Here is a 13,778-nt window from a genome sequence, read left to right on the forward strand (position 1 = left end):
CCTGCCGCTCTCTGCTGGACTGACGTTAGCTGCGGTGCCGATACAGGAGCCTGCAGCCCGGAAGGCGAGCGTCAGGGCATCACGGGAGAGCTGACGTTGAGTCCAGCTGCTTGAACGACGAGAGGTCGTTGCAGCCGTTCAGGGTGGCCTTGGAAGCGAACCAGCCCCCAGCTGGAGCCTGGTCAACGACGTAGGTGCCGCCGGCGTGCTCGACCCAGACCGGGGCTCTCTTGGAGGCCGGTCCGAAGGGAGTCTCGATGATGGTGTCGGCCGTCGCCTCCGGGACGATCTCCCGCAAGGCTTCCAGCACGGTCGCCGCGCCGGGAGTCTTGTCGTCGGGGAAGCGTTCGACGATCAGGTCGGGAACCTCATCGGCCTCACACAGCAGTGACCCGGCCGTCTTCTCGATCGGGGGCGACGGTTCTTGCTCAGAGGCCGCGACGACGGTGTCAGGTCCCCCGCTATCAGGCGATTCGCCGTCGAAAGCCACTGCGCTAGAGGCGATGGCTACCAGGGCGAAGACGCCGCCGGCCGCCGCCACTCGCTGGGCAACGTTCAACTTCATGTCAAATCCCCGTTCTTATGCGCAGTAGACAGTTGGGACGTAGATGGCGAGATACGCGTTGCTCGACCAGCCGCGAACCCCCGTGGCCCGGTTGGTGTGGTTGCCCCAGCCGCTCTGGGTGTACCACAAACAGATCCCCTGACCGGGGTACCCGAGGCCGACTGAGGTGTATCCGGTGCCGGCGCCGGTGCGAATTTTGACGCCGGTCGCGGTGTAGTCACCAGATCGGTAGGCCCACGCCGCCGAAGACGGGACGGTCACGAGGAGAGCCAGAACGAACGCTACGACCCATCGGATTGATCTGTGGTGCGATGTCCGCATGAAGCCTCCCAAGTAAGAACCGTCAAACCGCAGCGTTACACCAGTCACACAACCCATCAACGCTGACAGTGAAATTCGGCTTGGTTCGGACGGAAGTTGTCACCTGGGTGACAAAAACGGTCTGCCCCGAGCACACCCGACTAGTCCCGGGCACGCGATACGTCGGCAACGGACGTCGCCGCGGCCCACGATCGAAACACACCCCACCGTCACCCAAGTCCTGAGACATCGAGCGGCACCCATGTCGCGATACAGACCTGTCACCGATCTCCTGAGACATCACACGCCTCGCTCGCCTGGGCCCATCGTCGCGCCGCCTCCGCCGCGGCCGCCGCCACGAGGCCGGCGAGCTCGGGCCGCTCCGGCACGGGGAACGACGTGTACGCCCCACGACCCCCGGCCGTCGGGCGCCCGTAGGCCTTGGCCGCGAGACTGCCGTCGGGCAGCATCCGGATCGTGATCGACGTCAGCCGGAACTCCTCGCCTCGCCGCTCGTCGGTCCACTGAAGGTCTTCCGGCACGGCGACGTTGGCGGCCAGCGCATTGACCTGAACGGCGTCCACGCTCCGACCGTACGCGACACCGGTGGCCACCGTCGCGCCCTAGACTGGCGGGGTGACTCCGGCCTGGGACGCGCTGATCGGCGCCTTCGAACGTGCTGCCGGCGGGGCTCCGACCGACGTCGCCACGCTCGAGCCGCTCGTGAGCGCCGCGATCTCGGACGGCACGGTCGACAACGAGCTCGACCCGCACCAGACCGCGCGGCTCCTGTCGGCCCTGGCCGCCGGCACGCACGGACTCGGGCCGAGCGACTCCGACGTCGCGACCGCACTGATGGTCGCCACCCGCTGGCTGCACCCGCCGCGGCTCGGCGCGCGCCGCGAGCCCGGCCCCGCCGTCTGACGCGGTCGCCTCCGCGATACCGCCGGACAGGACTGCCTGCAGCCTGGTCTTGCAGGGCGAGACACGCACGATCGGCGGCGCGACGCTGCGACGGTGGGCGGACACGTACCGCCATCGGGAGGCACCAGCATGTCCGAGAAGTCCACCCCGTCGCCTGACGGGACCCCACCCAGCACGCCGAAGGCCGACGTCGACGAGGCCCGCAGCTTCGCCCTCTCCGAGGACTGGCTGGCGACGATCGTCGGCCTCGTGGTCGTCGCGCTCGCCGCGGCCGGCGTCATCACCGCCGACTGGATCCCGCTGTGAGCGCGGGGGCGGATCAGAACCGGGCGACGGAGCAGGGGCCGCTCGAGGACTCCGTCGTCAGCCTGCGCCGCGGGCTCTGGACCGGGGCCTTCCTCGCAGGCCTGGCCGCCGTGGTCGTCGGCGGGCTGCTCGCCCGCTACCTCGCCGTCCACGTGCCGGAGTGGACCGCCGACGGCGGTCTCGCCGAGCTCGGCGCGGCGGTCGAGTACCCCGTCTACGCGATCGCGATCGGCCTGCTGCTCAACGCGGTGCTCGCTGCGACCGGGGTGCGGGACCGTATCGCCGTCGGCTTCCGCACCGAGTTCTTCATCAAGACCGGCCTCGTGGTGCTGGGCGCCACCGTGCTGCTCTCGGTCATCGTGCGGGCGGCCGGGCCGGCGATCCTGCAGGGCCTGCTGCTGATCACGGGCGTCTTCGCCTTCACCTGGTGGTTCGCCGGGAAGCTGGGGCTGGACGACAAGCTGCGTGCTCTGCTCGCGTCAGCCGTCTCGATCTGTGGCGTCAGCGCCGCGATCGCCGCCGCCGGGGCCGTGCGCGCCAAGCGGGAGCAGCTCGCGTACACCGCGAGCCTCGTGATCCTGTTCGCGCTGCCGTCGATCTTCATCCTGCCGTGGCTGGCGGACCTCCTGGGCCTGTCGCCCTCGGTGACCGGCGCCTGGCTCGGCGGCAACATCGACACGACCGCCGCGGTCACGGCGGCCGGATCGATCGCCGGCGAGGAGCCGCTGCAGATCGCGTCGATCGTCAAGCTCACGCAGAACGCCCTCATCGGCTTCGTGGCCGTGGGCCTGACCGCCTGGTTCGCGTTCAAGGTCGAGCGCAGCAGCGAGGGTGCCCCGAAGGCGGTCGAGCTGTGGCACCGGTTCCCGAAGTTCGTGCTGGGCTTCCTGGCGGCCTCGGTACTGGCGACGGTCTACGCCGAGCAGGCCTCGGCCGCGAACCTCGAGCAGTTCGAGAGCACGATCAAGGTGTTCCGCGACAGCTTTCTGACGCTGGCCTTCGTGTCGATCGGCCTGGAGTTCAAGGTGACCTCGCTGCGGGAGGCCGGTTGGCGCCCCATCGGGGTGTTCGCGGCCGCGACGCTGGTCAACATCGGCCTGGCGCTGGCCCTGGCCTCGATCCTGTTCGCCGGCTTCACGCTCTGACGCGCACGGGTCAGGGGCTCACCACGACGACGAGGACGAGCCCCTGATCTGCGCCAGGTAGACCAGGGCGGCGACGGTGCCGGCGAGGTTGAGCAGCGAGAGCGGGTTCCACCAGACCAGGTGCGCGACCACGGCGATGCCGAGGATCAGCAGCCACGCGTTCTTCGACAGCGTGTCGGTGCCCGCGAAGTCGCCGCCGCTGCGGGCGACGCAGTCGCCGAGGGCGAACGCCTTCACGACGAAGAGCACGATCGTCAGCAGGAGGGCGATCGTGGACTGCAGGGATCCGAGTTCGAACACGGGAGCAGCGTAACGACCACGGGCGGACCGACATCCCCGAGAGTGGGATGTCGGTCCGCCCGTGGTGTGCGGAGCCGAGGATCAGGCCTGCGAGGCCGGAGCCTTCTTCGCGGCGGGAGCCTTCTTGGCCGCCGGAGCCTTCTTCGCAGCAGGCGCCTTCTTGGCGGGGGCCTTCTTCGCCGGAGCCTTCTTGGCCGGCGTGGCCTTCGTGGCGGTGGCCTTGGCCGGAGCCTTCTTCGCGGCGGGGGCCTTCTTGGCCGCCGGGGCCTTCTTCGCAGCAGGCGCCTTCTTGGCGGCCGGAGCGGTCTTGGCGGGCGCGGCCTTCTTCGCGGCGGGCGCCTTCTTGGTCACCTTGGCGACGGTCTCGGAGACGGTCTCCTCGGCCTTGTCGGTGTAGACCTTGACGGCCGAGCGGACGTCGTCGGCGGTGACGGAGCGGGCCGCGGCGACGAGCTCCTCGGCGCGCTTGGCGAGATCGGCGTAGGCGGTGGCGGCCGAGGTCTTGGCCTTGCCCTGCAGGTCGCTGACGTCGATCTTGGCCAGCTCGTCGGTGAGGGACTTGACGTCCTTCGCGATGGCCTTGATGCGGGTGTTCACGGAATCGGTGATGCTCATGGTGCGGTGTCCTCCTGGACGTTGGTGTTCTCGGTCTGCTCGGACAGCTCCAGGGCCAGCTCGTCGCCGGTGGCGACGTCGGCTCCGACGAACGAGCGGTAGATGTCGAGCAGGGTCGACTTCTGTCGTTCGGTCAGCCGTGGGTCGAGGGCGATGGCGTCCTCGACCATCCGAGGGCCGCTCCGGTCGACGTCGAGGATCCCGGCGCGGACGTAGAGCGACTCGGCCGAGATGCGCAGAGCCTTGGCGATCTGCTGCAACACCTCTGCCGACGGACGGCGCAGGCCTCGCTCGATCTGGCTGAGGTACGGATTCGAGACGTCCGACTCCTCGGCCAGCTGACGCAACGAGAGCTGAGCCTGGCGACGCTGCTCGCGGAGGTACTCACCGAGTCCCCCCACGGTGTCCTTGACCGTGTCCTTGACGGCGCCTGTCACGCCGTCGGTCGAGGTCAGCTTCGCCATGTCTCCATCGTGCTTGCAAAAGCAAGCAAGTGCAAGCAGAACAGCGAGCGATGTGGGTCACAGGGATTGGAGCGGTGGACAGGCCTCTGACCTGCGGCGATGTTGCCCCGGTCAGAACGCGGGGCGGATCTCGCCGACGGGCCGACCCCCGCCGAGCACCACCGGGCGCGGCTCGGGCAGCACGCTCGGCCCCCCGAGCACCTCCACCGCTCGGGCCATCGCGACGGTGAGCGCGCGCGCTCCCCCGTCCTCGACCTTGCCGACCAGCGCCGACCCGTCGGGCCAGCCGACCACCATGGTGCTCTCGGCCGCGGTCTTGGCGATGGCGCCCGGCATCGCCGTGATGAAGTGCCGCTCGGTGCTGCGGGTGCCGCTGACGTGGGTGGGGTGAGCCGTGATCGCGTCCACGAGGCGGCGCGACTCCGCCGTGCCACCGGTGGCGATGTGACCGATCGCCTGAGCGAGCCCGAGGACCGAGGTCGCGAGGAGCGGCGCGCCGCACCCGTCGACCCCCACGACGGCCGGGGGGCCGCCGGTCTCCCGCGTGAAGACCTCCGTGACCCGCTGCTGCAGCGGATGGCCCGGATCCAGGTAGTCGTGCGTCGACCAGCCCTGCCCGACGCAGGTCAGCAGCATCGCGGCGTGCTTGCCCGAGCAGTCCATGAGGATCGGCGCCTTGCCGCCGCCCTCGCGGATCACGCGCGCGTGCTCGTGCGGCGAGTCGGGCCAGGAGGCCGGCGTCTGCAGCGCCGACTCGTCGAGCCCGGCGCGCGCCAGCACGGCCCGCACGACCTCGAGCTGGAACACCTCGCCGTGATGGCTCGACGTCGCGATGGCGAGCTCGGCGCCGTCGAGCGGCAGGCCGGCCTCGAGCATCGCCAGCGCCTGGATCGGCTTGTTCGCCGACCGCGGGAAGATCACGGTCGTCGGGTCGCCGATCGACCAGTCGACCTCCCCCGCCGGGTCGACGTGCACCAGCACGCCCCGATGACGACTCTCGACGAGTCCCGACCGCTCGACCTCCACCAGCACGTCCACCTCGCCAGACTAGGACCGCGTCACGGATCCGCGGACCGGACCCGCCCACCGCCACTACGCTGACGACCGTGACCTCGCGCCCTTCCCTGGACGACCTCCACGCGATCGTGCCGGCCGGCGGCTCCGGCACCCGGCTCTGGCCCCTGTCGCGGCAGGCCCGGCCCAAGTTCCTGCTGGACCTGCTCGGTGACGGCAGGACCCTCCTGCAGCAGACGTGGGACCGGCTCGACCGGCTCGTCGGCCCCGACCGCGTCCACGTCGTGACGGGCATCGCCCACACCAGCGGGGTCCGGGAGCAGCTCCCGGACCTGTCGCACCTCGTCGTCGAGCCGTCGCCCCGTGACTCGATGCCCGCGATCGCGGTCGCGGCGGCAATCATCGCCGAGACCGATCCGGACGCCGTGATCGGCTCCTTCGCGGCCGACCACGTCATCGACGACGACGAGGCGTTCGCCGACGCCGTCACGCAGGCGGTCGTCGCCGCCCGCACGGGCCTGCTGGTCACGATCGGCATCACGCCCACCTCGCCGTCGACCGCGTTCGGCTACATCGAGGGCGGCGACGTGCTCGCGGTCGAGGGAGCCCCCACCGCCCTGGCGGTGCGGCGGTTCGTCGAGAAGCCCGACCTCGCGACCGCGCAGGAGTACGTCGCGAGCGGGTCGTTCAGCTGGAACGCGGGGATGTTCGTCGTGCGGGCCTCGGTACTGCTCGACCACCTCGCCCGCCTGCAGCCGACGCTGCACGACGGCGTGCGCGAGATCGCCCGCTCCTGGCACTCCGCCGAGCAGGACCTCGTGCTCGCCCGCGTGTGGCCGACCCTGACCAAGATCGCCATCGACCACGCGATCGCCGAGCCCGTCTCGCTCGAGGGCGGCATGGCGGTCGTCCCCGGCCGCTTCGGGTGGGACGACATCGGCGACTTCGCGGCGCTGGCGGACGTCGGCGCCACCTCCAGCCCCGGCACGATCTTCGTCGACGCCGACGGGCTGGTGATCTCCGGCGACGACACGACCGTCGCGGTCGTCGGGCTGCACGACGTCGTGATCGCGCGCACCTCCGACGCCCTGCTCGTGACGACCCGCGAGCACAGCCAGCGCGTCAAGGAGGTCTCGGCCGCGCTCCAGGAGCTCGGCCGCGCCGACCTGCAGTGAGCGGGGCGGGGTCAGACGAGGTCGATGAGGCGGCCGGCGATCTCGTCGTCCGGCGTGAACGCCACGGCGACCTCGCCGGAGCCCTCGACCTCGACCCGTCCGTCGGCGGGATCGAGGTAGACCGAGTCGCCGCGCACCATCGAGAGGCGGTCGCCGTTGCCGGCGACCAGCTCGACCCGACCGCCCGTGCACAGGGCGATGCGGCGCCCCGTGCCGTAGAGCTCGACGCCGTTCGCCGCGACGGCCACCTGCGTCACCGCGAGCGCGAACTCGTCGACGTCGGGCGCGAAGACCTCGGTCTCGGTGCCCACCACCTCGGGCGTGATGCGGGCCAGGCGCGACATGCCGCGCTCGAGGCACGTGACCAGGCCCTCCGGGTCGACGTGCTTGCTCGTGAGCCCGGCGCGCAGGACGTTGTCCGAGGAGGTCATGACCTCCAGGCACATGCCGTGCAGGTGCGCGTGGATGATGCCGGCGCCGAGGAACGCCGCCTCGCCGGGCTGCAGCGTGACCCGGTTGAGCAGCAGCGTCAGCACGAGGCCCGAGTCGCCCGGGAAGTGCTCGGAGACCTCCAGGACCGTCAGGTAGGCGCGCTTGACGTCGACGTGCTGGGCGACGAGCCGGCGGCACTCGTCGACGATCGCCGCGATCTCGGCCGGCTCCGGCGGCTCCTGCACGAGCTGCTCGACGATCCGGACGATGCCGTCGAAGCCCGGCTTCACCCGGAGCTCCTCGGCGAGCCGTGACGCCAGGTCGGTGTCGATGCCGTCGAGCACGCGCAGGATCTCGGCCGTGGGACGGAACCCGACCAACGTGTCGAAAGTCGTCAGCGCGTAGGCCATCTCGGGCTTGTGGCGCGGGTCCTTGTACGTGCGGTGCGGCGCGTCGAGGGGCACCCCGGCGGCGTTCTCGGCCTCGAAGCCGACCCGCGCGAGCTGGGCGTTCGGGTGCACCTGCAGCGACAGCGGGCGGCCCGCGGCGAGGATCTTCATCATGTACGGCAGCTGACCCGCGACACCGGCCAGCGACGCCGTGTCACCGTCGACCTCGACCTCGGAGGGACTCAGCTCGTGCGTGCCCATCCAGATCTCCGCGAGCGGGCGACCGTCGGGCGACGCCCCCAGGAAGTGGGGGATGTCGGACGAGGAACCCCAGTCGTAGTCGCGCGAGGCGTTCCGCAGCCGATGCATGGCCGCCATCGTATGTCGACGCCTCGACCCGCGGGACGAAAGGCCCGAGGATCGCGCGTCGGAGGTCGGGTCAGTCGCGGCGCGCCGAGTGCCGCGGCTTGCGCGGGGGCCCTGACGAAGGTCCCGACGGACCGCTGCGGCGCCCGCCGCGCGCGCCCTCGCCTCGGTTGCGGTTCGGCGGCGGACCATCGTCGAGCCGGAGGTCGATGAGCTTGCCCGAGATGCGGGTGCCGCGCAGGGCCTCGAACACCGCGTCGGGGAGACCCGCGGTCAGCTCGACGATCGCGTGGTCGGTCCCGAGGGTGATCTTGCCGAAGTCGGAACGCTTGAGGCCGCCCTCGTTGGCGAGCGCACCCACGATCGCCGACGGTCCGATCTTGTGGCGCTTGCCGACCGCGAGCCGGTAGCGCGTCCACTCCCCCGACTCCTCGGACTCGGAACGGCGTCCGCGGTCGCCCCCGCGATCGGCACCCCGGTCGAACCCGCGGTCGCCGTCCTCGCGCGGGGCGCGCTCACGACGCTCCCGCGGCTCGTGACGCTGCTCGGCCTCGGGCCGCAGGAAGAAGTTCGGGTCGTCGGCGCCCAGCACTGCCAGGGCGGCCGCGACGTCGGTCATCTCCACACCGTGCTCGGCGACGTAGGCCTCGACCAGGGCGCGGAACGCGTGGAACTGCGGGGAGCCGAGGCTCTCGGTGATCGACTCGGTGAGCCGCGACGCGCGCCGCTCGTTGACCTCGTCGGGCGACGGGACCGACATCTGCTCGAGCGTGCGGCCGGAGACCTTCTCGAGCGCCGACAGCATGCGGCGCTCGCGCGGCGTGACGAACACGATCGCGTCGCCGCTGCGGCCCGCACGGCCCGTGCGGCCGATGCGGTGCACGTACGCCTCGGTGTCGTGCGGGATGTCGTAGTTGATGACGTGCGTGATGCGGTCGACGTCGAGACCACGGGCCGCGACGTCGGTGGCGACGACGATGTCGATCGCCCCGGACTTCAAGCCGCCGACGATGCGCTCGCGCTGCGCCTGGGCGAGGTCGCCGTTCAGGGCGGCCGCGTCGAAGCCCCGGCCCCGCAACCGCTCGGCGAGGTCCTCGGTGGACTGCTTGGTGCGCACGAAGATCAGCAGGCCGTCGCCGTCCTCGACCTCGAGCAGACGGGTCAGCGCGTCGAACTTGCCGTGGTGGTGCACGCCGATCCAGCGCTGCTTGACCGTGGAGGTCGAGCGGATGCTCGCGTCGATCGAGACGTCGACCGGGTCGTGCAGGTACTTCTTGGCCAGGCGACGGATCGCCGGCGGCATCGTGGCCGAGAACAGGGCCACCTGCTTCTCGTCGGGGGTGTCGCGCAGGATGCGCTCGACGTCCTCCGCGAAGCCCATCGTGAGCATCTCGTCGGCCTCGTCGAGCACGAGGTGGTCGAGGCCCGACAGCTCGAGGCTGCCGCGCTCGAGGTGGTCGATGACGCGACCCGGCGTGCCGACCACGACGTGGGCGCCCCGCTCGAGCCCGCGCAGCTGGGCCGCGTAGCCCTGGCCGCCGTAGACCGGGAGCACACGGATGCCCGGAAGCTTCGCGGCGTAGCTCGTGACGGCGTCGGCGACCTGCAGCGCGAGCTCGCGCGTGGGCGCCATGATCAGGGCCTGCGTCTCGGACCGGTCCGGGTCGAGACCGTCGAGCATCGGCAGCGCGAACGCGGCCGTCTTGCCGGTGCCGGTCTGGGCCAGTCCGACGACGTCGCGACCGGCCAGGAGCTCGGGGATGGCCCGGGCCTGGATGGGGGTGGGCGACTCGTACCCGAGATCGGAGAGCACCGCCACGAGCCCGGCCGAGAGGCCCAGGTCGGCGAAGGTGGACGGGGTGGAACTCATGCTGCTCCGATGATCGGCGAGGTCGCGGTGCAGCGCAACGTCACCAACATCAATCAGCGCATCACCGGCGGGGTCCTCATACCGTAGTGTTTCGGCCAGTCCGGACCGCAATCGGGAGGAAGACTCGTGCGTCACACCCTGGGCGCCATCGCCCGTCGCTGGCCGATCGTGGCCGTCGTGACCCTCCTCGGCATCGGGCTCGCCGCCCTGGCCGTCACCTTCCAGTCCCCGCAGTACACCGGCACCGCCGAGGTCCTGGTGCAGCAGTCGGGCGAGGCCGGACCGTCCTCCCCCGGCGCCCGCGTGGTCGCCTCGTACGCCGCGACGCTCGAGGGTCGCGACCTCGCCGACGACGCCGGCGTCGACGCCCCCGTCACGGCCGAGCCGCGCGAGGGATCGGACGTCATCGAGCTCTCCGTCGACGGCGACACGCCCGAGCAGGCACGCAACCGCGCGGCGGCCGTGGTCGAGGCGTTCACGCGGTTCGTCGCCGACCGTGCGGGCGAGTCCGGGCTCACCGCGACCGTCGTGTCGTCGGCCGCGGCGAGCGACTCCGCCACGAGCCCCGACTGGGTCCTGTACCTGCTGGTCGGCGCTGCCGCGGGCTTCCTGGTGGGGGCCCTGGTCGCCCTCGCCCGCTCCGGCGCACCAGCCGTCGTGGGCACCGCCGACGACGCGAAGTCGCTGACCGACGCTCCCGTGCTGGGCACCGTGGCCCAGGACCCCGACATGGCCGACCACCCGCTGCTCTCGCAGCTGGAGTCGAACCACCCCCGCCGCGAGTCGATGCGCATCCTGCGCACGAACCTGCAGTTCCTGGACGTCGACTCCCCCCAGCAGGTCATCACGATCACCAGCGCCCTGCCGAACGAGGGCAAGTCGACCACGTCGTCGTCGCTCGCGATCGCCCTGGCCGAGACCGGCCGTCGCGTGCTGCTGATCGACGGCGACCTCCGCAAGCCACGGCTCGACTCGATGTTCGGCCTGGAGCGCACCGTCGGACTGACGACTGCCCTCGTCGGTCGGGTCTCGCCCGAGTCGGCCGTGCAGTCGACCCGCACGCCGGGCCTGGACGTCCTCACGAGCGGCACCTTGCCCCCGAACCCGTCGGAGCTGCTGCAGACCGAGGCGATGCTCAACCTCGTCGGCCACCTGTCCGAGAGCTACGACCTCGTCCTCATCGACGCACCGCCGCTGCTCGCCGTGACCGACGGCGCCCTGCTGGCCGCGCTGTCCGACGGGGCCCTGGTCGTCGTGCGGCACGGACGCACGCGGCTGGACGAGCTCAAGGGCGCCGCCGAGCGCCTGCAGGCCGTCGGCGCACGGGTGCTCGGCACCGTCATCACGATGACGCCGCGGCGCTCGACCTCGCGCTACGGCTACGGCAGCGGCTACGGCCCGGAGTTCTTCGCGCGCGAGACCGCGTCGAGCTCGGGGCGTCGCGCCGCCCGTCGCCGCTGAGTCCGGCGCTCAGGCGTTGTCGACGGTGACGGCGAGGGCGTTGAGCCGCTCGGCGATCGTCGCGCAGGCGGCGTCGATCTGGTCGGCGACCGTGCGGTAGACCGCCGGCTTGCGGCGGTATGGGTCGACGACGTCGAGGCTGCCGCGGGCGCGGCTGCGCAGCCGCGCGGCCTCGGCCACGAGCTCCTCCGGGGAGTCGGCCTCGACCGAGGGGGCCAGCTGGGCGAACTCGACGAGCGTGAAGGTGCGGCGCAGCGCCTCCGGGGTCCCGCCGAGGATCTCCGAGCGGTGGTCGCTGGTCGCGGTCAGGATGAGCCCGGCCGAGTCGACGAAGTAGTCGTCGATCGGGTGCGAGCGGAACGAGCCGGGGGTCAGCCCGAGGCGCATGAGCTCCATCGCCGCCATCGCGTCCATCGGCTTGTCGACCCAGCCGCGCACGCCGGCGCTGGCCACCTCGAAGTGCGACGGATCGAGACGGTCGCGCAGGACCATCTCCATCAGCGGCGACCGGCAGATGTTGGCGGTGCAGACCGCGAGCACCGCGAAGCGATGCTGCACGTCAGCCTCGCACCGAGGGCCGCACGTGCAGGCCGACCTCGGGGTCGACGACGACCTCCTGCGCGGCGGCGACGCCGTCGACCAGGAGCGGGGCCGCCAGGTCGACCGAGCGCTTCAGGAGCGCGAGGGCGATCGGACCGAGCTCGTGGTGGCGGGCCGAGGTGCCGACCGTGCCGACCTTGCGGCCGTCGGCCGTGACCTCCGACCCCACGGCCGGGAGGTGGTCGACGGAGCCGTCGAGGTGCAGCAGGGTCAGGCGGCGCGGAGGACGGCCGAGCGTGTGCACGCGCGCCACCGTCTCCTGCCCGCGGTAGCAGCCCTTGTCGAGGTGCACCGCGACGTCGAGCAGTCCGGCCTCGTTCGGGATCGTGAGCTCGTCGGTGTCGAGACCCACGCGAGCTCGGCCGTCGGCGATGCGCGCGGCCTCCCAGGCCCAGGTGCCGACCGGGTCGCCGAGCTCGGCGGGGAGGTCGGCCAGCGTCGCGCGCGGGCGGATCTGCCACGCCAGACCGGGCAGACCGATCACGGCGTGCTCGTCGGTGACCTCGCGCACCTCGACCCGGGTCATGAACCGCATGCGGTCCAGGAACGCGACGAGGGGCGCTGCGGCGCCCGGCTCGGTGTGGGCCCACACCGTCTCGCCGTCGTCGACGAGGTCGAAGCCGTGCTCGATGCGCCCCTGTGGCGACAGGATCAGCGCCGAGGTCGCCACCCCGGGCGCGAGGTCGCGCACGTGCTGCGTCGAGAGGTCGTGGAGCCACGTCAGGCGGTCGGGGCCCGAGATCGTCAGGACGTCGCGGTGCGACAGGTCGACGAACGTGCCGCCCGCCTCGAAGCGGCGCTGCTCGTTGACGATGCTGCCGTAGTGGGCCGCGACCGCGGAGTCCGGGGCGTCGGCGAAGACCGCTCCGGGCAGGTCCAGGAGCGGGGATCGACGGGACTCATACGCGCTCAAGCTGACCCCACAGGTGTGACTGCATCTCGTGTCCTTCGGCGGCCATGTCGTAGGCGTACATCAAACGGCTCTCGACCAGGCCGTAGAGGCGCTGGCCGGCGGTGTACTCGGTGGCCGACGCGGTGCGGGCGACCAGGTCGGTCGCGAGCTGGAGCCGCGGACCGTCGGTGGCGCCGTACCAGACCTCGGCGTGGCCGCTGGGGTGGGCGAGCACCATCTCGATGCCGTCGTCGGTGGGCCGCAGGAAGCCCGTCTCGAGCGCCCCCGGGCCGGTGCGGCCGCCCTGCTCGTCGGTGGTCCAGGACCGGCTGAAGTAGTGCAGGAACGGTCGGGTGTCGTGCGCGAACACGAGCTCCTGCTCGAACGTGTACGGCTCGACGGTCGGGTACTCGCCCCGCCCGTTGCCGTGCCAGGTGCCGAGCAACCAGGCGACCGGCACCAGCGAGGGGTGCAGGTCACTGGGGATCTCGAAGGGCATGCCACCGATCCTACCGGCGGGCCTATTCTCGAGGTCGTGAGAGCAGTCGTGCAGCGGGTCACCCGCGGCGCCGTGCGCGTCGACGAGCAGACGGTCGGCGAGATCGGGCCCGGCCTGGTCGTGCTGCTGGGCGTGACCCACGACGACACCGCCGAGGTGGGCGACCGTCTGGCCCACCGCCTGCACCGCCTCCGTGTGCTCGCCGGTGACACCTCCCTGGCCGACGGCGACGGCGAGGTCCTGGTGGTCAGCCAGTTCACGCTGTACGCCGACACGCGGAAGGGTCGCCGGCCGTCCTGGTCCGCGGCCGCGCCCGCGCCGGTGGCCGAGCCGATCTACGAGGCCTTCTGCGAGTCCTTGCGCTCCCGGGGCGTGCCGGTGGCCACCGGGCGGTTCGGTGCGCAGATGGCGGTCGAGATCGTCGGCGACGGTCCTGTGACGATCATCATCGACAGCTGAGG

Annotated in this window: 17 protein-coding genes; 6 read left to right on the top strand and 11 right to left on the bottom strand. The window is 71.6% G+C overall.

Features of this window, described 5'->3' with window-relative positions:
- Positions 1 to 79: 79 nt before the first annotated feature.
- Both LO931_RS04095 and LO931_RS04100 read right to left on the bottom strand, forming a co-directional pair.
- On the bottom strand, positions 80 to 565 hold the full coding sequence (locus tag LO931_RS04095) for a hypothetical protein (RefSeq protein ID WP_229051936.1): 486 nt from the start codon (positions 563 to 565) through the stop codon (positions 80 to 82).
- Positions 566 to 1,146: 581 nt separating this feature from the next.
- Positions 1,147 to 1,449 carry a hypothetical protein gene (locus LO931_RS04100; RefSeq protein ID WP_229051937.1) on the bottom strand — a complete coding sequence of 101 codons (303 nt, stop codon included), beginning with the start codon at positions 1,447 to 1,449 and terminating at the stop codon, positions 1,147 to 1,149.
- Positions 1,450 to 1,501: 52 nt separating this feature from the next.
- Here LO931_RS04100 and LO931_RS04105 point away from each other — a divergent pair, with 52 nt between their 5' ends.
- The 3 genes from LO931_RS04105 to LO931_RS04115 all read left to right on the top strand — a co-directional run bounded on the left by LO931_RS04105 (position 1,502) and on the right by LO931_RS04115 (position 3,240).
- Positions 1,502 to 1,789 (top strand): hypothetical protein, encoded by a 288-nt coding sequence (locus LO931_RS04105; RefSeq protein ID WP_229051938.1) that lies wholly within the window; start codon positions 1,502 to 1,504, stop codon positions 1,787 to 1,789.
- A 129-nt stretch (positions 1,790 to 1,918) separates the two neighbouring features.
- Complete coding sequence (locus tag LO931_RS04110) at positions 1,919 to 2,095, top strand: hypothetical protein (RefSeq protein WP_229051939.1); 177 nt, start codon at positions 1,919 to 1,921, stop codon at positions 2,093 to 2,095.
- Positions 2,092 to 3,240 (top strand): YeiH family protein, encoded by a 1,149-nt coding sequence (locus LO931_RS04115; RefSeq protein WP_229051940.1) that lies wholly within the window; start codon positions 2,092 to 2,094, stop codon positions 3,238 to 3,240. The genes LO931_RS04110 and LO931_RS04115 overlap by 4 nt, the downstream gene beginning before the upstream one ends.
- An 18-nt stretch (positions 3,241 to 3,258) precedes the next feature.
- On the opposite strand, the gene LO931_RS04120 is transcribed toward LO931_RS04115, so the two are convergent.
- The 4 genes from LO931_RS04120 to LO931_RS04135 form a co-directional block, all read right to left on the bottom strand.
- Positions 3,259 to 3,540 carry a DUF2516 family protein gene (locus LO931_RS04120; RefSeq protein ID WP_229051941.1) on the bottom strand — a complete coding sequence of 94 codons (282 nt, stop codon included), beginning with the start codon at positions 3,538 to 3,540 and terminating at the stop codon, positions 3,259 to 3,261.
- A gap of 81 nt (positions 3,541 to 3,621) precedes the next feature.
- Positions 3,622 to 4,155, bottom strand: a complete 534-nt coding sequence (locus LO931_RS04125; RefSeq protein ID WP_229051942.1) for a hypothetical protein — start codon at positions 4,153 to 4,155, stop codon at positions 3,622 to 3,624.
- The gene (locus LO931_RS04130; RefSeq protein WP_229051943.1) at positions 4,152 to 4,619 is read right to left on the bottom strand and encodes a helix-turn-helix domain-containing protein; all 468 of its coding nucleotides are present in this window, start codon (positions 4,617 to 4,619) and stop codon (positions 4,152 to 4,154) included. Before LO931_RS04130 ends, LO931_RS04125 begins: the two co-directional genes overlap by 4 nt.
- 111 nt (positions 4,620 to 4,730) lie before the next feature.
- On the bottom strand, positions 4,731 to 5,657 hold the full coding sequence (locus LO931_RS04135) for an asparaginase (protein ID WP_229051944.1): 927 nt from the start codon (positions 5,655 to 5,657) through the stop codon (positions 4,731 to 4,733).
- 68 nt (positions 5,658 to 5,725) lie between these two features.
- Here LO931_RS04135 and LO931_RS04140 point away from each other — a divergent pair, with 68 nt between their 5' ends.
- Positions 5,726 to 6,808 carry a mannose-1-phosphate guanylyltransferase gene (locus LO931_RS04140; RefSeq protein WP_229051945.1) on the top strand — a complete coding sequence of 361 codons (1,083 nt, stop codon included), beginning with the start codon at positions 5,726 to 5,728 and terminating at the stop codon, positions 6,806 to 6,808.
- Positions 6,809 to 6,819: 11 nt separating this feature from the next.
- Here the strand turns inward: LO931_RS04140 and manA are convergent, their stop codons facing one another.
- On the bottom strand, positions 6,820 to 7,998 hold the full coding sequence (gene manA, locus LO931_RS04145; RefSeq protein WP_229051946.1) for a mannose-6-phosphate isomerase, class I: 1,179 nt from the start codon (positions 7,996 to 7,998) through the stop codon (positions 6,820 to 6,822).
- Between the two features lie 70 nt (positions 7,999 to 8,068).
- Entirely contained in the window at positions 8,069 to 9,865 is a 1,797-nt protein-coding gene (locus LO931_RS04150) for a DEAD/DEAH box helicase (protein WP_229051947.1), read from the bottom strand.
- Positions 9,866 to 9,991: 126 nt separating this feature from the next.
- Between LO931_RS04150 and LO931_RS04155 the strand changes: the two genes are divergently transcribed.
- Entirely contained in the window at positions 9,992 to 11,326 is a 1,335-nt protein-coding gene (locus LO931_RS04155) for a polysaccharide biosynthesis tyrosine autokinase (protein ID WP_229051948.1), read from the top strand.
- 9 nt (positions 11,327 to 11,335) lie between these two features.
- On the opposite strand, the gene LO931_RS04160 is transcribed toward LO931_RS04155, so the two are convergent.
- Genes LO931_RS04160 through LO931_RS04170 form a run of 3 tightly spaced genes read right to left on the bottom strand, consistent with a single transcriptional unit; the run spans position 11,336 to position 13,317 of the window.
- Complete coding sequence (locus tag LO931_RS04160; RefSeq protein ID WP_229051949.1) at positions 11,336 to 11,884, bottom strand: hypothetical protein; 549 nt, start codon at positions 11,882 to 11,884, stop codon at positions 11,336 to 11,338.
- A gap of 1 nt (position 11,885) precedes the next feature.
- Positions 11,886 to 12,839, bottom strand: a complete 954-nt coding sequence (locus tag LO931_RS04165) for a folate-binding protein YgfZ (RefSeq protein WP_229051950.1) — start codon at positions 12,837 to 12,839, stop codon at positions 11,886 to 11,888.
- A complete protein-coding gene (locus LO931_RS04170) occupies positions 12,826 to 13,317 on the bottom strand; it encodes an FABP family protein (protein ID WP_229051951.1) in 492 nt (163 codons plus the stop codon). Before LO931_RS04170 ends, LO931_RS04165 begins: the two co-directional genes overlap by 14 nt.
- Positions 13,318 to 13,353: 36 nt before the next feature.
- Between LO931_RS04170 and dtd the strand changes: the two genes are divergently transcribed.
- A complete protein-coding gene (gene dtd, locus LO931_RS04175) occupies positions 13,354 to 13,776 on the top strand; it encodes a D-aminoacyl-tRNA deacylase (RefSeq protein WP_229051952.1) in 423 nt (140 codons plus the stop codon).
- The last annotated feature ends 2 nt before the right edge of the window (positions 13,777 to 13,778 follow it).

It is taken from the genome of Aeromicrobium sp. Leaf350 (assembly GCF_916858655.1).
Taxonomy (GTDB): domain Bacteria; phylum Actinomycetota; class Actinomycetes; order Propionibacteriales; family Nocardioidaceae; genus Aeromicrobium.